11 protein-coding genes are annotated in these 19406 nt (G+C 60.3%); 2 read left to right on the top strand and 9 right to left on the bottom strand.

The window, feature by feature from the left end:
- Positions 1 to 11: 11 nt before the first annotated feature.
- The 4 genes from HWN36_RS03745 to HWN36_RS12130 are packed head-to-tail and all read right to left on the bottom strand — an operon-like array spanning position 12 to position 9049.
- The gene (locus HWN36_RS03745; RefSeq protein WP_176788142.1) at positions 12 to 965 is read right to left on the bottom strand and encodes a DNA-processing protein DprA; all 954 of its coding nucleotides are present in this window, start codon (positions 963 to 965) and stop codon (positions 12 to 14) included.
- Positions 958 to 1653, bottom strand: a complete 696-nt coding sequence (locus HWN36_RS03740) for a ComF family protein (RefSeq protein WP_176788141.1) — start codon at positions 1651 to 1653, stop codon at positions 958 to 960. Before HWN36_RS03740 ends, HWN36_RS03745 begins: the two co-directional genes overlap by 8 nt.
- A 5-nt stretch (positions 1654 to 1658) precedes the next feature.
- The gene (locus tag HWN36_RS03735) at positions 1659 to 6179 is read right to left on the bottom strand and encodes an AlbA family DNA-binding domain-containing protein (protein ID WP_176788140.1); all 4521 of its coding nucleotides are present in this window, start codon (positions 6177 to 6179) and stop codon (positions 1659 to 1661) included.
- Entirely contained in the window at positions 6176 to 9049 is a 2874-nt protein-coding gene (locus tag HWN36_RS12130) for a helicase-related protein (RefSeq protein WP_176788139.1), read from the bottom strand. Before HWN36_RS12130 ends, HWN36_RS03735 begins: the two co-directional genes overlap by 4 nt.
- Positions 9050 to 9186: 137 nt before the next feature.
- Here HWN36_RS12130 and HWN36_RS03725 point away from each other — a divergent pair, with 137 nt between their 5' ends.
- Complete coding sequence (locus tag HWN36_RS03725) at positions 9187 to 9645, top strand: EVE domain-containing protein (RefSeq protein WP_176788138.1); 459 nt, start codon at positions 9187 to 9189, stop codon at positions 9643 to 9645.
- On the opposite strand, the gene HWN36_RS03720 is transcribed toward HWN36_RS03725, so the two are convergent.
- Positions 9642 to 13598, bottom strand: a complete 3957-nt coding sequence (locus HWN36_RS03720) for an AAA family ATPase (protein WP_176788137.1) — start codon at positions 13596 to 13598, stop codon at positions 9642 to 9644. The genes HWN36_RS03725 and HWN36_RS03720 overlap by 4 nt on opposite strands.
- Positions 13595 to 14887 (bottom strand): metallophosphoesterase family protein, encoded by a 1293-nt coding sequence (locus HWN36_RS03715; protein ID WP_176788136.1) that lies wholly within the window; start codon positions 14885 to 14887, stop codon positions 13595 to 13597. Before HWN36_RS03715 ends, HWN36_RS03720 begins: the two co-directional genes overlap by 4 nt.
- A gap of 183 nt (positions 14888 to 15070) precedes the next feature.
- Here HWN36_RS03715 and HWN36_RS03710 point away from each other — a divergent pair, with 183 nt between their 5' ends.
- The gene (locus HWN36_RS03710; protein ID WP_176788135.1) at positions 15071 to 15499 is read left to right on the top strand and encodes a DUF365 domain-containing protein; all 429 of its coding nucleotides are present in this window, start codon (positions 15071 to 15073) and stop codon (positions 15497 to 15499) included.
- A 169-nt stretch (positions 15500 to 15668) separates the two neighbouring features.
- Here the strand turns inward: HWN36_RS03710 and HWN36_RS03705 are convergent, their stop codons facing one another.
- From HWN36_RS03705 to HWN36_RS03695, 3 genes are read right to left on the bottom strand one after another with little or no spacing between them, the layout of a single operon-like run.
- Entirely contained in the window at positions 15669 to 16793 is a 1125-nt protein-coding gene (locus tag HWN36_RS03705) for an AAA family ATPase (RefSeq protein ID WP_176788134.1), read from the bottom strand.
- Positions 16790 to 18001 carry a metallophosphoesterase family protein gene (locus HWN36_RS03700; protein ID WP_246269947.1) on the bottom strand — a complete coding sequence of 404 codons (1212 nt, stop codon included), beginning with the start codon at positions 17999 to 18001 and terminating at the stop codon, positions 16790 to 16792. Before HWN36_RS03700 ends, HWN36_RS03705 begins: the two co-directional genes overlap by 4 nt.
- Before the next feature lie 30 nt (positions 18002 to 18031).
- A complete protein-coding gene (locus tag HWN36_RS03695) occupies positions 18032 to 19189 on the bottom strand; it encodes an ISH3 family transposase (RefSeq protein ID WP_176788132.1) in 1158 nt (385 codons plus the stop codon).
- Between the last annotated feature and the right edge of the window lie 217 nt (positions 19190 to 19406).

Below are 19406 nucleotides of genomic sequence, written 5' to 3'. Positions count from 1 at the left end.
CCGGTGAGGATCTATGAGAAGTCTGCAAGAGTGGTCGGTCTTGAGATATGGTGCTGCTTCTGCGTGAAGTAGTGGAGGAGATCGAGGGGTGATTCGATGGATGTTGCGGAGATGGAGATCAGCGCGGTATGCCCGGCCATCGCTTCGGCGTTTGCGGGATCGGGTTTTACGGAGTAGAGTGGTTTTCCCTGTTTCCGTGCAATTTCAGCCTGCCTGATGGACCCGCCAGATTTGCCGGTCTCGATCACGATGACAGCATCGGAGAGCGCACTTGTGATCCGGTTTCTCTCGATATACCGCCCTTTGTGCATTTTTGCGAGGTCGGTCACCTCGCTCACGAGGGAGCCTGAGGTGACGATCCGCTGCGAGAGTTCCTGGTTCTCTTTTGGTATGATGTGGATGAGGTCTCCGGGGAGGACGGCGATCGTTTCGCCGCCGCAGTCCAGTGCTGCGGCGTGGGCATGGGCGTCTGTTCCGCGGGCGAGTCCGCTCACGATCACGTAGCCGCGGGAGACGAAGAACTCCACGATCTCCCCGGTCTTTTCGATGCTTTCCGGGCTGATGTTTCGTGTGCCCACAATGGCGACAGCGGGTTTTGAGAGGGGATATCCGCTCCCTTTCTCAAAGATCATGAAGGGGGGGTCGTTGAGGTCGAGGAGTTTTTTTGGGTAGTTGGGGTCGTACACCGGGAGGATACGGATGCCGCTCTGCTGGTAGTTCCTGATGATGTCGATGTAGAAGTCGAGCAGGCCGCGGGTGCGGATCTCTATTGCCTTCTGGAGGAGCGGGGCAGGGAGATCGGGATGCGCTGCGGTTGTGTCTGCGCCGCTCTCAAAAAAATCAGTATAGAAGGTATGGAGGGTGGTGCGGTCGCTGAAGCGCCTGACGTACTCTCGCTTTTTTAAGGCGTGGACGTCGTTGAGGCAGGCGAGGAGCGCCAGTTCCTGTACGGTGGTATCACCCATTGTATCTCCTTAATACTCTCAGATGCTCCCTGGTGACCATTCTGCCGAGGACGAGCGACCAGATCTCGCCGGCGCCGTGGGCCCGGAGTACGCGTGCGCACTCCCGTTTTGTTACCATATTGATGCAGGTGTCATCGATGAGAAGGACCGACTCACCATTAAAGGTTTGGGTACAGCCGATTTTTCCTCTGATCTCCTCTTCTTTCTCATGGAGATCGTGGATCTCGTGCAACGGGCGGTAGGGTTCTGTTTTGTAGAGGACGTCCAGATATGGTTTGTTGTAGCGTCTGGAGATGCCTTCTGCAAGGAGGGCGGAGGGGTTGTATTCTCCATCACCTGATCCCCGCATGACCGGGATGACGAGGTCGAGGTCCTGCAGTTCGGGATACTGGTGGTCCATGGCGTGGTACAGGCATTCCAGAAGGTGCGGGATGAAGGCGGGGTCGGTTTTTGCCCGGCGGATCTCGTTGCTGAGCGTGTCGTCGGGAAACTCATTGTGATACAGGTATTTCCCGAATGCCCTGACCCGGACCGGCGGGTCGGATCTGTCGGGGTCACTGTTGCATGCGCCGCAATAGGGGTGGGATCTGGCGAAGGCGTCCGGGATGGGGTTGCCGCAGACCTCACAATGGGGAGGGTAGAGGATCTCCAGGTCTTTCCCGTCCGAGCGTCTGAATATCTTTTCCATGTGATTTACCTCTCTGACGATGGAGCACTGAACCGGCCCCTGATGTACTCGACAGTCTCGCGCACCGAGAGTTTCCGCGACGACGCTGTCCCGCGGACCCAGAACTCCTCGTCGCCGTTGTTCGTCACGTACACGGGGTCGTCGGCAGGCCTGACCTCCACCGCCCAGTACCTCTTCCCGTCGCCGTCGAGGGGGTGGACGGTCACCTGCGGGAGGTGGGCGTTGCCGAGGTAGGTCCGGACCAGGTCGTCGAAGCGGAGGCGGAGGCCGTCCTCGTTCTGCCGTCTGGAGAGGGAGATGTCGCCGTCGAGGCCGACGATCCCGCTGCTGTCGTCGAGGCCGAGGAAGAGCACGCCGCCGCGGGTGTTCATGAAGGAGGCGAGGGTGCGGGCGATGGTGTGCTCCAGCGCCTTGTTCCGCCGCCCGGTGGCCGCGTCCCATGACATCGAGGTCTTGAACTCGACCCCCTCGTTCTCGCCGCCCCGGATCAGCGCCGCCCAGTCGGGTGCGCCGTCCCTCTCCGGGAGATCGGCACGCAACACCCGCACGAACTCGCCGGCGAGGGCGTCGTACTTCTGGAGGATCACCTCCTTTGTGCGGTAGCGCCCGTAGGCGGCCTCGTCCTTGCGCCGCACGATCGGGAAGGTCTCCATGATGTAGTCGGCATCCTCCCGCGAGATCCCGTAGAGGTGGAAGTACAGGGCGTCGAGGTCGCACCGCAGGTCGAACCGCCGCTCCTCGTCCCAGACAAAGGGGGTCGGCCTGCCGTCCTTCCCGACCGGGTTTGCCGGGAACCACCTGTTCCAGGTCTCTACGCCGACCTCGGCGAGGACGTCGGAGGCGAAGGCTTCGAGGTCCCAGGCGGTGTAGGTGAGTTCGACGACGCGGGGGGCGATGAAGTCGGTGAGGGCGGGTGTGTAGGTGGAGGGGGGGAGGACGGGGAGTTGTTTGAAAATAAAATAGGTTAGATGTGTTCCACCCATTTTCAATCTTATACAATAGTCATATGATGGGCAATTAAAATTCGAGATTATCAATAGAATAAGTGTTGGGGGTATACTTGATAGGATGATTAGGGGAGATGTATTCCCAACACCAGAATAGGGAATGATTGAGTATACACCTGTTCTTTCATTCGTTGAGTTTGTTATATCTCTAAAACCAATATACCACTTGAAATCTTCGTTAATTTCTCGAACTGATATTTCACTCACCCAATACCATGGCATCACAATAAAATTCGGATCAGCATGTTGTTCAGTAGTAGGCGTCGGAATATGCGTATTCCCCCGGTCATCAACTCCTTCAAACGTCCCAAACCGATGATCATACTGATGGAACATCTTCGCCTCATACAGCGGCAGCCACACCTCATCCCCCTTCACAAACCGGTTCCCCTCAAGCACGAACCCCGCCTCCTCCATCTCCTCCCGCGTCCTGAAGAGGTGGGAGTCGTTGGACATATGGAACATCGCCTGAAACGAAACATCCCATAGGTTGCCGGCGTCCCCCTTCGCCTCGTCCACGAGCACCGGCACCCGGCGGTAGACCGCCTTCGTGATCTCCGCGTCCCGCTTCGACCTGAAGATCGGGCAGTTCTTCGTGTTCGGGTTGATCAGCCCGATCTCCTCGGGCGTGAGGGTGAAGTGCCGGTCGTCGTCGTGGAGGTCCTCGATCCGGTGGAGGAAGAAGGCGAGGTCGAAGGCGCCCGCCCCCGCCTCGCTCCCGGCCATCGTGAGCAGGCAGAACTTCATCCTGCTGTCGATCGGGAAGAGTTTCTGCCGGTTCTCGAAGTCGTAGAGGCTCACGAGCGACGCCGACTCCACCAGGTCGCCGAAGAAGGGGGCGGTCGTGGCGTCGGTGGCGATCCCGGTCGGCACGATGATCCCGGCCCGGCCGCGGGGTGCGATCACCCGGCGGGCGAGTTCGGAAAAGACCGTATAGGTGTTGATGTCCCCCCGCCCGGTCAGCGGGAAACGCCCCGACGTCCGGATGAACAGGCTCTCGCGCTCGCTCGCACGCGTGGCGTCCAGGAACTCGGCGTGCAGCGCCGGGTTCGCCTTCTTCAGCGCCGTGATCATCCGGTTCCGCTCGGCGGCGTTCCTGGCCCCGGCCACAGCGGGATCGCGGAAGGCAAAGAACTCCTTCTCCTGGATCTTGATCCGCTCCCACGGCGGGTTCCCGAGCACGCAGTCGAACCCCCCGTCGGCGAAGACCTCGGGGAAGGCGATATGCCAGTGGAAGAAACGGTGCCTGGCGGCGATCCGCTCCACCCCGGCACGCGTCGCCGGGTCGAGCCCCTCCCCCCCGTGCGCCAGCGCCATCCGCACCGTCTCGGTCGTCGGCGCCGTCCCCGCATGCTCAGCATCCATCGGCCAGAAAAAGGCCGCGCACCAGCAGTCCGCCGCCAGGCGGTCGCGTGCCACCCGGTCCGAACAGACAAGGCGCTCGTACGCCTCCCGCTTCCTCGCCACCGCCGCCGGGTCGTCCTCAGCCGACTCAGCAAGGGCGGCAAACTGCCTCACGCACGCCTCAGGGATCCCCGGCGGTTCAGAGAAGGCGGCAAACGTCCTGTTCGTCCGCTGCTCCTTGTTCGCCCGCTTCACCTCTCTTGCGGCATCCCGCGACTCCCCCTCCGCCGGCGTGTAGGCCTCGTCCGGCACACCGTCCGCCACCAGATCCGGCGTCGCCCCGACGAGCGAATTGCCGCACCTGACATGGTGGTCCAGGAACGAGAGCGGCCGGTCGGCCACCAGCGCGTTGATCCAGAGCGAGACCTTCGCCAGCTCCACCGCCATCGGGTTTAAGTCCACGCCATAGATGCAGTGCGAGAGCACGTCCCGCCTGGCCGCATGCACCTCAGCCGCTGCCGGCAGTTCAGTCCCGCTCCGCACCTTTGCCAGTTCCCTCCCCAGCCGGTTCGCCGCCGCGATCAGGAATGCCCCGCTCCCGCACGCCGGATCACAGACCCGGATCGAGAGCAAAGCCCGCTCCCGCGCTGCAGGCTCCGGCCCGGCCCGCGAAAGCCGGTCGGCGATCACCGGGTCCAGCGCGCTCCTCACCAGCTCCGCGATCAGGTCCGGGTTCGTATAATACGACCCCGTCGTCTTCCGCTCCGACCCCCGCGGGTCCAGCATAAACACGCCCGGCCGATACTCCCGGCCCTCCACCTCCTCAAACCCCGCCGTGATCCGCGGCGTGTAGTCGAGCAGACTCTCGTAGATCGCCCCGATCTCCTCCACCGAAAGATCGGCGTAACTGATCCGCTGGCGGCCGTACGCCCCGTTCCGACGCCTCCCCTGCCCCCCGTTCTCAGGCTGCGTCCAGGTCAGCGCCCTGATCGCATTCATCAGGGCCGTATTCCGGCAGCGTACACCCTTCAGGAACCGCTCATTCCCCCGCGAGAACAGCACCCCGTCAAAGGCGTTCACCCCCAGCGCCGGCACGCCCTCCTCCATCATCCTGAAGGTCACGCACAGCCCCTCCCAGAGATCGGTGTGCCGGTCGTCCCGCTCTGCAAACGCATCCACCCGCTCCCGCAGGGACGTAACCGAATACTCCTCCAGGAACAGGCTCCCATGCTCCCCGCCGCCGAGCACCCCGCGCTGCTCAGCAAAGAGCATAAAGATGATCCGGTACACCACCGCCAGGATCTCCTGGTAATACGCCCGGCACGCCGCATCGTCGCCCCGCAACCGCTCGATCAGCGCCCCGTCCAGGAACCCGTTCCCCAGTTCCTCGATCGCCAGGACCACATTCTCCCGGAGGCTTTCCCCGATCCGCTCGCCAGCCTGGCGGCTCACCTCATAATACTCCTCCAGCGGCTCCTTCCCACTCGCCGGACTCCGGGCAAACCTGCTCGCATGGCAGAACCGGTACAGAGCGAGAAACTCCGGAAAACTCCGGTTCAGGAAAATCCCTTCGAGATCGAACTCCACATACCCAGGCACCGTCGTGTGGTGATAATCCCGCAGGATCCGGATCACCGTCTCGTTCATCAGCATCGCCCAGGTAGCGTCATGCCGGTTCAGGCAGTCCTGCAGGGCGTCCTGCGGCGACGGCTCACCCCGCGACGGGCGGACATCCGGGTCCGCACCCGGCGGCAGGATATGGATCACCGGCGGCCTCGCTATACCCTGCCGGGCAAACCAGCCGCGGTGAGAGAAGCGGTACTTCAACCTGTCGCTGATCACGATCTGCCGGTTCGTCGAGACCGGGTCAAACCCCAGCGCCTTCAGCACCGGTCTCTGCCAGAGACGGCGTGCATCCTCCGCACTCACCCTCCCGGCATGGATATCCCGGTACTTCTCATCGAACCTCCCCCGCAGATCGTCCCAGACCTCACGCACCCGCCTCAGGAACTCCTTCTCATCCTGCGGGGCGGCATCCTCCTCCTCCCAGGGACTCACAAAGGTCTCGGGCCGTGCATACTCAAACCCGTGATCCTCGTCCTCCATCAGCGAAACAAAATGCGAGGTAATAATCCCGCCCGAGACCCGGACAAAGGACTGCTCCTCTCTCCTCATCTCCGCACCCCCGCCGCAGGCACCGGCTCAAGCAACCGCAGTGAGATCAGGTCATGGGACGCAACCGAGACCTCCGCTGCACCGGCCAGCCACGCCGCATCCGGGCACACCGCCGCCAGCTGCTCCTTCAGCGCCTCACGTTCAGCCACCAGCTCCTGCCGCCGTCTCTCCACCCGCTCGGCAAACACCGGCCGCCACATCTCCTCCGCAAGCGCCCGTCTCAGATGGCCCTTCACGCTCCCCTCTCGTCCGGCAGGCAGGGGCACCTTCTCCACCCGGTCCAGCGCCGCAGTCTCCTCCTCACCCGGATACGTCCCGGTCACCAGATCGCACGCCACCGGCACAATCTCCTCGATCACCGACGGCCTCACCCCTCTCACAGTATACCGCACAAGGAAATGGTACAGCGCCGTCACATGACTCACATCAGGCGTCGCCGCCACGCACGCCCGCCCGTACACCTTCGTCTCCGGCGAGAATACATCCCTCTTCACCAGTTCGATCAGACGGCGCACCACCGGATGCGCCGTATTCAACTGCTCGATCCCCGGTTCCTGCAGGGCAATACGCTCGTCAAACGTCGCTTTCTCGATCACCGCAGGCATTCCCGGCACCACCAGTTCATCAGAAAGAACAATACGCAGCGTATGGTTCCGGTCTCGGTTCTCCGTCACCGTACAGCCGTACCGGGAAAACCCGACCAGAACAAACTGTCGGAAATCCTCCTGTGTCCCTAGCACCTCCTCGGAGACCCGCATCCTCGCCCGAACATCCGCAAGGTCGATCGCCGTCTGGCCGTAGAAACTCTCGTTCTTGATCCTCTCTACCGTCTCATCAGAGAACGGATCGGCACGCGGCCCCGCCGGCCTATCAGACGAAAACGAATCAAACAGGGTCCGCTGCGTCGGCGGCAGGTCCACCACAAGCCCCATATCCCCGATAAGCGAGATCACATCCGCCTCATCCCCGAAGAACGCCGGCGAAAACCCATAATCCTCCCGGATCTTCTGCGCCTTCTCGTACAGCACCTTCAGGATCTTCACATCCAGCGTCTCGCGCATCACAAACGTCCTGATATGCACCTCACGCTCAGGCTGGCCGTACCGGTCCACCCTCCCGTTCCGCTGCTCGAGACGGTTCGGGTTCCACGGAAGCTCATAGTGGATGACCTGATTCGCCATATGCTGCAGGTTCACGCCCTCGCTGATACAGTCGGTCGCGACCAGGACCCCCTTCTCCGCCTCGATAAATTTGTCCATCACCTCGCGCCGGCTTTTATCGTTCAGGTCCCCGTACACCCTAAAAATATCCGACGGCGCAACAGCCTTCAGCCTTCTCGGGATCTCATCCGCAAGATAATCCAGCGTATCCTTATACCGGGTAAAGATCAGCACCTTCCGCGGCCCGAACTGCCCGCGCATCGCACGGTCCAGATACCCGTCCTTCTTCGTCAGTTCTCTGAGTTTGCTATCCTTCGCCGGCGTCACACCCCGCGCGTGATCGATCAGGACCCGGAGACGCTCAGCCTCCGCCTCCAGCGCCGTCAGGCTCCCGTAGATCACCCGCTCGACCCGCTCCGACGCCTCCTCCTCGGAGAGATCCTCGGCGCCCTCTTCATCCAGCGTGACCGCCTTCGCCTCCGCCTCAGAGATCGCCTGCTCCGAACCGGCATCCTTCTCCGCGATCTTCTCTTCAATACGCTTCAACCGGTTCGAGAGCGACTTCCTCAACGCATAGGGCGACGAAAGCCCGCGGCGGTGCAGGTGCAGCACCACCCAGCGCGCCATCGTCCTGACCGTGAACCGGTCGTCCTTCTGCGCCAGTTCCAGCAACCCGGTCCCGTAATCCCCGAGTTCCTCCATGATCGTCCGCTCCTCCGGGAATGCAATATCCACCAGGACCTCTTTCTGGTCGCGTTTCGGGAACGGGTTCTCTTCGACCGCATGGACAGAGAACCACTCGACCACGTCCTTCCGGCGCCGCTGGCAGACATGATATCTCGCCGCCGCCCGATCAATCACCGGCTCCTGCACCGGCCCGCTCACAATACCCACATCAAGCATCGCAAGAAGACTGGCAAACGTATCGGTGTAGCCGTTGTGCGGTGTCGCTGTCAGCAGCAGCAGGTGATTCGCCTTCCCCGCGATCTCCCGCGCCAGCGTATAGCGGAGCATCGAAACACTCTCTTTCTGACCGGTCTGGTGCGGTTTTGCGGCAAGATGCGCCTCGTCGATGATCACGCAGTCCCACTCTGCACTGAGGGCAAAAGGCCGGATACGTTCGGACTTGATATAATCGATCGAGGTAATGACGCACGGATAATATTCCCAGGGGTTCATCCCCGGCGGGATGTTCTTTTCCAGACCCCGCAGGTGCACCGACGAGAAGATCTTTGCATCAAGCCTGAAAAAGTAGCGGAGGGCGTCCTGCCACTGCTCACGAAGGTTCTGAGGGCAAATAACCAGTATTCTCGATGCCAGTTTCCTGGCCCTGAGTTCGGAGACGATAAGCCCTGCCTCGATCGTCTTGCCGAGCCCGACATCATCGGCGATCAGCATCCGGACCCGTGCACCCTGGTTCAGCGCCATAATCACAGGTGCAAGCTGGTATTCGGTCGGGATCACTGCGCTCGTCCGGAGGCTCATTAGCGGCGCAGTCCCATGCAGCATCGAGTAGCGGAACGCCTGCACAAGCAGGCGGTTGGTCGCGACATCCCCGATCCTCTCCGTATCCGGGGGAGCAATGCAGCCGCGACTGACCTGCTCGAACGGTATGAAAAAACGGTGTTCTTCTCCGGCATCCCCGTCGATACAGGTCGCGGAGAGGACGTCCCCTTCGACCGTATCGACCCGCCACAGGCGGTTTCTCAATGATACAATATCTCCTGAACAAAATTCCATAGGCCCACCGGATTAAAGCCCCTGAGGGGTATTACAATCAGATAACGGTATTTTCTCAGACACTATAAGCAATTCCCTTTTATCGTATGACTGACTAGTTTTCTCTCATGACCCGCTGGCTCGCCATCTCCAACCGCACAAACTCAGACGTCACCGTCAAAAAACACCTCTGGGGCGTCCCGAAACGCGCCATCAACCAGATCAGCAAAACCCGCCCAGGCGACACCCTCCTCGTCTATGTCGGGCAGCAGGTGATCGACAGGGACACCACCCTCCCGCCGGCGATCACCGGGTGCTTCGAGATCACCTCTGAGGTCTATGAGGACGCGAAACCGATCTTCACCGCCCCCCCAAAACTCGGGAACGAGGTCTTCCCCCTCAGGATCAAACTGAAGACGGTCGAGATCTTCGACCCCCCGGTGGAGTTCAAGCCTCTCATCCCACGGTTGCAGTTCATCACCAACAAAAAGCAGTGGTCAGGGCATATCAGGGGGCAGGCGATGCGCGCGATCCCCGAAGAGGACTACACGTATATCATGAAAGCGGCAGAGACGCCGCGGGGTTAAACACCCCCGCAGAGGTCCACCACCACCGCATCAGGGACCGCCGCCGTCAGGCTCTCGAGCGTCTCCGGGTGGCAGGTGAAATAGAGGACCTGGCAGGTCTCCGCCAGATCGGCGATCGCCAGACAGGCATTCTGCCGGCGGACCGGATCGAAGTTCACGAGAATATCATCAAAGATCACCGGCACCGCCAGGGACGAGGTCGCATAGTCCCGGATATACCCGAACCGCAGCGCAAGATAGAGCTGTTCCGCCGTCCCCCTGGAGAGTTCGTCGATCCCTTTCCGCCCCCCGCTCCGCTCCTCGACATACATCTCAGAACCGTCAAGCGGCCTGACCACCCGCGTATACCTGCCATCCGTGATCCGGGAGAAGAACGCCTGCGCCTCCCTCAGAATCTCGGGCTGACGCTCCCGCTCAAAGGTCTCCACCGCCATTCCGAGGAGCCCGGAAGCCGCGGTATAGACCGCCCACTGCCTGGAGACCTGCCGGATCTCCTCCTCCAAGGCGGCCGCACGGGAGAGGAGGAGGGTGAGTTCCCCATCACTCTCGATCCCCGAACACCGTTCTGTCAGGATCCCGATCTCATGGTGGTAATGACTGATCCGATCGCGGACCGCCGCCAGCTCCGCCTCCTTCTCCTGACGATACACCGGCATCCCGACGGGATCATAGGTCTCAAGCGCAGCCATGAACGCAGGGTAGCGCTCCTCCCCGCTGATCCGCCGGATCGCAGATTCGGCGTCCTTGATACCCCTCGCAACCTCCGCCCTCTGACGTGAGAGGGCCTCCAGCCTGCGGAACTCCTCCAGCGTCTCTGCGCCCTGTCCCCTGAGCAGGGCTTCAAGGTCCGCCTTCTTCGCATCATATCGGACAGATGTCCTCTCCAGTTTCTCGCCCTTCTCCTTCAGCTGTCTGGCCAGGGCAGCATACTCTCTCCTCGCCTCTTCCTCGACGTTGAGCACCCGGATCAGCCCCTCCAGGACGGTGTCAGGGGGCCCGTCCGACGGTTCGTTGCAGGCATCTGCCACCGAGACGACCTCCTCTGCAAAGGAGCGAATGTCCCCGGACTGTCCCGCCATCTTCCTCTTCACCTCCTCGATCCCGGCGCAGAGAGTGGCGGCCTGCCCGATCCCGGCGATGAGGTCAGGGACCAGATCGGGGTCTGTCGTCTCCGGGAGGGCCCGCTGCCGGCACCAATCCTTCCAGGCGTCCAGGGCGGCCAGGCGTTCGGTGCGGGCCTGTGTCAGGGCCGCTTGTGCCGCCTCACGCGATACCTCCGCCCGCTCTGAGGCCTCCGCCGCACGGACGATATCCCGATCGAGGGCAGACACCTTCGCCGCCTGGGCGCTGGCGTCCTCCATAAGACGGATCAGTGTCTCGGCCGCCCGGCGGGTGGCATCACCGCCGCGGTCTGACTCAACTCCAGCGATAGCTCCCGGGGCCTCCGTTGAACCGTCCGCAACCTCCCTGCAGATGGCGACGACCCCCTGCACCTCCTCTTCAAAGCCCCGGACCTCCGCAGCCTGGATCGCCTCTCGCTCCCTCATCTCCTGGATCCCGGCGGCAAGGGCGGCCGCCTGCCGGATCAGGGCGATGAGGTCTGGCACAAGATCCGGGTTCATCGTCTCCGGGAGAGCCCGCTGCCGGCACCAGCCCTTCCAGGCGTCCAGGGCGGCCAGATATTCGGTGTGGGCCTCTTCCAGGGCCTGCCGCCTCGTTTCAAGCGTTTTGCCCGCCCGCTCTGAAACCTCAGCCGCATGGGCGATATCGCGATCGAGATCAGATGCCCTGTCCGCCGCAGTGACCGCATCCTCACATGCGTGCAGGACCTCGCCGGCCTCCCCCCGTGAGGGGAGGGGACCGACGCCGAGCATGGCGGCACGGGACCGTATCCGTTCCTCCAGGTTCTCCCGCTCCTCCTCGACATGCCGCCGCTGCCCGGCAAGCGTTTCTCTCTCCCCGGCATACTGCTCCGCCGCTCCCTCCGCGCCAGGGGCAGGAGCCCTGCCGTCTCTTGCACGGAAAAGGGCGGCTGCAGCCACGAGCAGAAGAACAGCGACGACCCCGGCAGCCTGGAGCGCCCCGCCAAGATACCCCCATCCGACGACCACAACGGCCGAGAGCACCACCAGCACGGCGGGCCATGCGGGGAGCGCCGGGGCGGCGCCGAGCGAGGCGACGATCTCCCGGGCCCTCGCCTGCTCCTGCAGGATCGACTGACGCCGCCCCTCCAGGTCCTGGAGCTGCTGGACCCCATCCACCATCTCCCGGCACCAACCTAACCGTGTGCGGGCCGTCGCCGGGTCCGGAACTTCGCCGAATGCGTTCCTTTGTTTCTGCAGGTCCCCCAGATGCTCCCTCTTCTCAGCGACGTCCTTCTCTGCCGCCTCACACCGGGAGCCCTCGAGGTCACGGGCCTGTGCACTCACACTCAGGCGATCGCGGAGATTTTTGTGGTCTTCCCTGGCAGGAACCGAGGCATCAAAACCGGTGACCCGCTCCACGTCCCAGTCGCCGCCGAGGTCCCGGAGCATCCTGTCGAGTTCGCCCTGTTTCTGGCGCAATTCGCTCTGAAGCCCCCCCAGGTCCTTTCCCTGGACGAGGTAGCGTTCAACGGTACGCTCGATCGTGCGGATCCTATCGGCCTGGTCCAGCACCGCATCCCGTAGCGCACTCGGAGGGATCGCATCCCGCTGCCGCTGCAGCCCCTCACGATTCTCCCTTTTCTCCCTGGCCTCCGCCTCTGCCGCTTCATGGCGTGACTGCGCAGCAGCACAGGCGGTTGCACTCCCTGCCAGCCGTTCCCGGAGTGCCTTCGCCTCCTCCCTGACCGGGACCGAGGTATCAAATCCAAGGACACTCTCCGCGTTCCAGCCCTCACCGAGGTCCCGGAGCGCCCGATCGAGGTCGTCCTGCTTCTGCTCCAGTTCAGCTGCGGTGCTGGTATGTTCCTTCTCCTGCGTATGGTAGCGTTCGACCGTCCGTTCGAGTGCACGAATGGCGTCGGCCCGCTCCAGCACCTCATCCCTCAGCACGACGGAGCCAATATCTCCCTTCAGCCGTTCGCAGTCCGCCTTCTGGTCGTCACGCTCCTCTCCGAGCCGCTGGAGATCGGTCTCGATCCGGCCCAGGTCCTCCAGGGCACCATCAGGGAACGGTTCGATCTCTGGGATGGAGCGGAGGCGATCACATCCCTCCTTTCGTTCGGCAAACGCCTCCCAGGCCTGCCCGAGGGCGGTGCAATAGGCGATCTCATCTTCGATCCTCTTCCGTCTCTTCTCCTCTTCGGAAACGGCCTCCCTCTTCTGGAGGATTGCGTCGTTGATCGGATCGTAGTCCTGCTGGCTCTTCTGGATGCTGCGGACCTCTGTCTCGACCGCTTTCAGGTCTTTGACCAGGGTATTGATCCGCTTCTTCTTCCCCTTGAGCGTATAGATCTCGGCCGCAGAACTCTCAAGAGCGTCCGCAACCGCACGGACCGGGAGGTTGCCGGCACCCGCTGCGGCCAGACGCTCTCTGATCTCGTCCCGACTGAGCGTCGAGACCTCCTGCAGTTCGCCGAGCCCGATCGCACACACATTCTCATAAAATACCTGGTCACACGGCCCGAGCAAGGACGACGGCGACATCCCCCTTACCGCCGTGCCGTCGGGACGGGTGAGGAGGGGATCCCCCCGGACGCCGCTGCGGGAGAGGACGTACTCCTGACCGTCCTCTCCCCGAATCTCCAGCCTGCCGCCGATCGTGCCACCGTTGATCGGGGAATAATGGTTCAGATCTTTCCTTCTCCCGTCGGGGAACCCATAGAGCATCCGGCGGATGAAGGCGAGCAGGGTCGTCTTCCCCGCCTCATTCGGGCCGTGGATCGCCGTCAGCCCCTCGCCGAAGGGGGCGGGGGGTTTCCAGTCCCGGAACTTTCCAAATCCGTCGATATAGAGGGATGAGATCTTCATGGTCTCCCCCCTTCAGACAACCAGGAGAGGAGGAGGGCCTCGGCCTCACGGATGATGGTGTCGACCTCCCCGTCGTCCGGCTCGCTCAGATAAGGGCGGGCAGTGGATGAGGATATGGATGACAACTGCTCTTTCAGGTAGTCCCGCACCTCCGTGTCCTCAAATGCCGCATCGCTCTGTCTGCAGATCTCCCCCAGCACATCGTCGCGGGCACGCACCGCCTCACGCTCGACGACCGGGAGGGTGCGGCAGATGATCCGTTCCGGATGCACCGGGTACCTCCCGATCGGAGGATCTTCGATGAAACGGCCGGCAAGGGCGGCGGCACCGTCCCCTGCCACCAGGTCGTGGTGAAGTGCCGTCGCCCCGGTGAGGATGATCCGGCCGATGATCGCACACCCCGCCCTCTCGGAGACGACGGAGAGTTCGTGCCTGATACGCTCCTCCAGATCCCCGAGGTCCCCGCACTCTCCCGTATCGATCTCGATCTCCTGCCAGAGGTATCCTCCGGTCCTCACCACCTCGACCTCGACGGCGCCGTCGGCACCGACTGTCACAAGACGGCAGCCACGTTCGCCGGTCTCCCCCATATCTCGCCCTTGGGGGTTGCCTGCGTAGACGATATGGGAGTCACCATTATCGAGGACGGTGGGCTGATGGATGTGCCCCAGGGCCCAGTAGTCATAGCCGCACTGCCTGAGGTCCTGGATGGTGCACGGGGCATAGGGTTCGTGCCCCTGCCCGCCTCCGACGCTGCAATGGAGAAGACCGATCGTATAGGGCCATTTCTTGTCCCGGCGGGGAAAGCGTTCGGCAAGGTTCTCGCGGATGTGGGCGGATGCAAAACTCATCCCCACTATCGCCGCACGGGGTTTATTTTTCGAATCATGATGGATGAAGACCTCCGGTTCCAGGGAGGAGAAGATGACGGCATTCTCTGGCATGGCAATCGATCTAGACCATGCGTCGTCGGGATCATGGTTTCCGTGAACGATATATGCGGTGATGTTGTTCTGTTTGAGCCGATTGAGCCCCTCTTTGAACTGGAGCTGCGCCCGGATGTTGCCGTCTGCACTCTCGTAGATGTCGCCTGCGATCAGCAGGAAGTCAACCTCTTCCCTGATACAGAGGTCGATGATCGATCTCCAGGCGGCATAGGTAGCATCGATAAGGTCGGCGGCGGTCTCCAGTTCCATACCAGGGGGGGGCGAGACCCGGCTTCCGAGGTGGATGTCGGCGGCATGCACAAAGCGAAGGGGGCGGCGAGAGGCCCGGGGGGGATTGGCCATATGAAACTATTTATTCGGGGTTATTGATAAATCCATGCGCTGGATAATAATGGAACCCGTGTTCGGGCACTCATCGGAATTTTTCCATGGATTGGTTCGGGGCAGTGCGTTTTTTGCTGATTTTGGGGCTCTCAGGGATCGTGAACGCCAGATTTATGGGTGGGCATGAAAAACAGAGAATCTATGACCGAGATCACCGGCGTCACCTTCCCCATCCCAAAACCCTACATGGCCCGCTTCTTCGAGGATGGCAAGACCGTCTTCATCAAACCGGCCACCGTCTTCAAAGAACTCAAGCCCGGCATGCGACTCGTCTTCTACCAGTCCCACGAGGACACCGGCTATGTCGGCGAGGCCAGGATCAAACGGGTCATCATCACCGACGACCCCCTCACCTTCTTCGAGACCTTCGGCGACGCCGTCTTCCTCACGCGGGAGGAGGTGAAGGCATACGTCCAGAAACAGGAGCGCTGGAAGGATGTCCGGGTCAGGAAGGGGGAAGAAAAAAAGAAAGCCTGGATAGCCCTCGAACTGGAGAAGATCCGCCGGTATGAAACAGTCCAGAAACCCAAGAGGTTCGTCCCGATCGGCGGAAAGTATCTGAGGGAATAGGCCCCATCCTTTCTCCTCGCATGAAGATCTTCAATATTGTCTCTTCGGGCGACCTCCGCCAGAGCGTCCCCTTCCAGCGGCTGCCCGAACTCCCCGCCGGGAGGTACCAATACGACCCCGAGCGCTACCACGGCGCCTACATCCTCCTCACCGCCGGCAAGGCCACCGTCTACCGGAACACCCCTGTCTTGAAGACATGGCCCCGGGGAGAGGCAGAAAATAAGAATCTGGTTTTTGCAGTAAATTGTGGATAAAATATACCCTGATTATTTTTAGAGATCGTATTTAGATCGGCCATCTGAGATCGGTACCACTCGGTCTTCGGTTCAAGTGCATGTATGGTGTCGGCTTGATCGACAACCTCTCCCCTGACCACGCAGTGGCCAATCTCTTCTTTTAAACCGGTGTGCTCTTTAGTCAGGTCATCATACTCCGTTTCAAGTCTCCGGACCTCATTCTCTGCCTGATTGATTTTCTCCAGGGCATCGCCCGGAAAAGGCTCGGTCTCTGGAATTGTGCTCAGAATGTTGCGGGCATCTTCTCGTTCGGTAAATGCCTCCCATGCCTGCCCGAGAGCCTTGAAGTACGTAATCTCTTCTTCGACAGTTTTCTGCTTCCTCTCTTCCTCTGCAACCGCCCCTCTCATCCGGTTGATTTCCTCGTTGATCTGATCGTACTCCCTCTGATTCTTCTTTACGGTGCTGATATTCGCCTCGACCTCTTTCAGGTCTGATACCAGGGCATTGATCCTTTTTTTCTTTCCCCGGACCGCATAGATCTCATCTGCAGAGGTCTGAAGGGAGGTTGCAACATCCCGGACAGGGAGGTTTCCGGCACCTGCAGCAGCCAGTCTGTCCCTGATCTCATCTCTTCTGAGTGTCGAGATCTCCTGCAACTCCCCGAGCCCGATCGCACAGACGTTCTCGTAAAAGATCTGGTCACAGGGGCCAAGAAGGGAGGAGAGTGTCGAGCCCCTCGCGGTGGTACCGTCGGCATAGGTGAGAGAGGGACTGCCTCTAATACCGGTGCGGGATAGGATGTACTCCCTGCCGTCTTCTCCCTGGATCTCCAGCCTGCCCCCGATCGTCCCACCATTGATCGGGGTGTAATGGTTCAGATCTTTCTTCCTTCCATCTGGAAAACCATAGAGCATGCGGCGAATGAAGGTGAGGAGAGTTGTTTTTCCTGCCTCATTCGAACCGACGATCGCTGTCAAGCCGTCGCCAAAGGAGGTGGAGGGCTTCCAGTTTTGGAATTTCCCAAATCCGTCAATGTATAGGGATGAGATCTTCATTCTTTCCCTCCTTCAGACAAACATGAGAGGAGCATGGCCTCGGCTTCACCAATGATCGTGTCGAATTCCTCGTCATCTGGTTCGCTCGTATATGACTGGGCATAGGATCTATAGAGGGAGGATATCTCCTCTCTCAAGCGGGTTCGTTCTCCCCCTTTTGATACCGCCGCGTCGCTCTGCCGACAGATCTCTCCGAGGATATCGTCACGGGCAAGGGCTACATTGCGGTCGATGACAGGGACTGTCTGGCAAATGATCCGTTCTGGATAGACAGGATACCGGCCGCCTGGCTGATCCTCTCTCAGCCGACCTGTGAGTGCAACAACCCCGCCTCCCACGACGAGTTCGTGGTGAAGAACTGTCGCACCGGTGAGGACGAGTCGACCAACAAGAGGGACTCCTTCTCTGTCAGATAAAATGGAGAGATCCATTCGGATATGGTCCTCAAGGATCCCGAGATCTTCACACCCGCTGGCATCGATCTCGATCTCCTGCCAGAGATATCCGCAGGTCCTGACAACCTCCACCTCTATGGTGCCATCAGCACCAACCGTCACGAGACGGCACCCCCGCTCGCCAGTCTCTCCCATGTCTCGTCCCTGTGGGTTGCCGGCATAGACAATGCGCGAGTCACCATCATCGATGACTGTGGGTTGATGGATATGGCCCAGTGCCCAGTAGTCGTACCCGCAACGTCTGAGATCCTGAATACTGCAGGGGGCATATGGTTCATGGCCGTATCCTCCTCCGACGCTGCAGTGGAGAAGGCCTATCGTGTAAGGCCATTTCATCTCCCGTCGGGGGAAGAGTTCTGCAAGGTTGTCGCGAATATGGGCTGTTGCAAAACTCATTCCTATGATAGCAGCGATGGGTCTGCCTTCCTTGTCACGATGGATGACGGACTCCGGTTTTTTGGATGAGAAGATGACGGCATTCTCTGGCATTGCGATCGATTTTGACCACGCGTCGTCGGCGTCATGGTTGCCATGGACGATGTATGCGGTGATGCCGTTCTCACCTAACCGTTTAAGACCCTCTTTGAACTGGAGTTGCGCCCGGATGTTCTGGTCTGCACTATCGTAGACATCGCCTGCGATCAGGAGGAAGTCGACCGCTTCCCTGATACAGAGGTCTATTATCTCTTTCCAGGCACTGTAGGTTGCATCGGACAGGTCCCAGTACTTCTCTAATTCCTTCCTCCCTCTCATTTCATTCAACGGCGTTTCTCGCTCCCTTTCCTAAACAGGATACCTTAACACAGGAATGGCTCTGGCACCCCTCATCGATGTGCGGATCGCCTCCCAGATTATGCACATGAAGGAGCTGAACCGGAAGCCGCGCACCTCAATGGTTTGTGGTCCCTGTTTCGCGGGGGAAAAGTGCTTCCAGAGTATATCGATCCAGATATTCTTGAGGAGGAACGATATTATGGCGTAGAGATACCGGATGACCGGGTTTTTTGTGCTCGTACGGGGTTTCACCTGGTTGCGCATCCGATAGGACGATTCAATCGAGAACCTGGACCGATAGGTCTGATGGACCCGATGGGGATTCCACCGGAGGTTTCCCACGACGTAACCCAGATTCTCAACGCCGCGCTTACCCCGTTTTCCTTTTGCATACTTCACGGCAATCGCAATCTTCAGGACCAGCACCGGTTTTCCGTGCATCCGATATTCAGCATACCGGGAGTGTGTTCCCTGGAGGACTTGTTTCATCCTTTTCCCGTGTTTCCTGACAGGAACGATGAACGGCACCTGGACGTCCATCAGAAACCCGAGCACCTTCCGGGTGTAGAACTCCCGATCCAGGCAGAGAACTTCGATGCGAAGACCGAGTTCAGTGATCCGATCGAGACATTGCGCGATGTATCCGACCTTCGAGGTATCCCGGCGCACCGGGAACACGGCCAGCGTCATCTGCCGGTTCCTGGTGGTCACATACAGAGTGATGTAGGAATAAAACTCATTTGTTGACTTTTTACGCTTACTTCGCACGATATAGGCCTCATTCTCCTCATCGGTTGACCCGTAGTACGGATCGTTGGTAAAGTCAATCGCAAACTGATAGGCGTACCCAGGTTTGAGGACGTGGTGCATATGGGTGGTGAGGATCGAGGTGTTATTCTGTTCCAAATCGGCCATATCGAGTTTTTTGAGGTGGTAGCGAACGGACGTTTCGCACGGTACCCGATCCAGGATGTGGGTGATTGAGTGAACTGACTGATTCATTACAGCCATGCCGACCAGAGAAGAAATCAAGTCCGTTTGAGTGAGTTTTCCCTGAATGGGAATGGTTAGATGCTGATCCAGTGCCGAAACAACAGGGGCGCAACAGTCTTTAGGTTTCAGAATGTTGCTCTTTCTGCAGGTCACCCTCGATTTAGGTAAAGGCATGAGGGGAAGCCTGCAATCTATATAGATCTTTCGATTTTGGGCGGGCTTCGGGCGGTAGAGGGGGATTTGGGGTCTCTAAAATTAGCGAAGTACTGGGTCCGTAGAGTTCTCCGCATTCATTCCTGGGAGACGCAGGACCCGGCTTCCAAGGTGGAGATCGGCGGTATGCACAAAACGAAGGATTTGAGGAGAATATTTGGGCGGGAGAGGCATAATG

Origin of the sequence: Methanofollis tationis (genome assembly GCF_013377755.1) — an archaeon.
Lineage (GTDB): Archaea > Halobacteriota > Methanomicrobia > Methanomicrobiales > Methanofollaceae > Methanofollis > Methanofollis tationis.
Note: the sequence above shows the minus strand (reverse complement) of the source record. Positions and strands in the feature narration are given on the sequence as shown.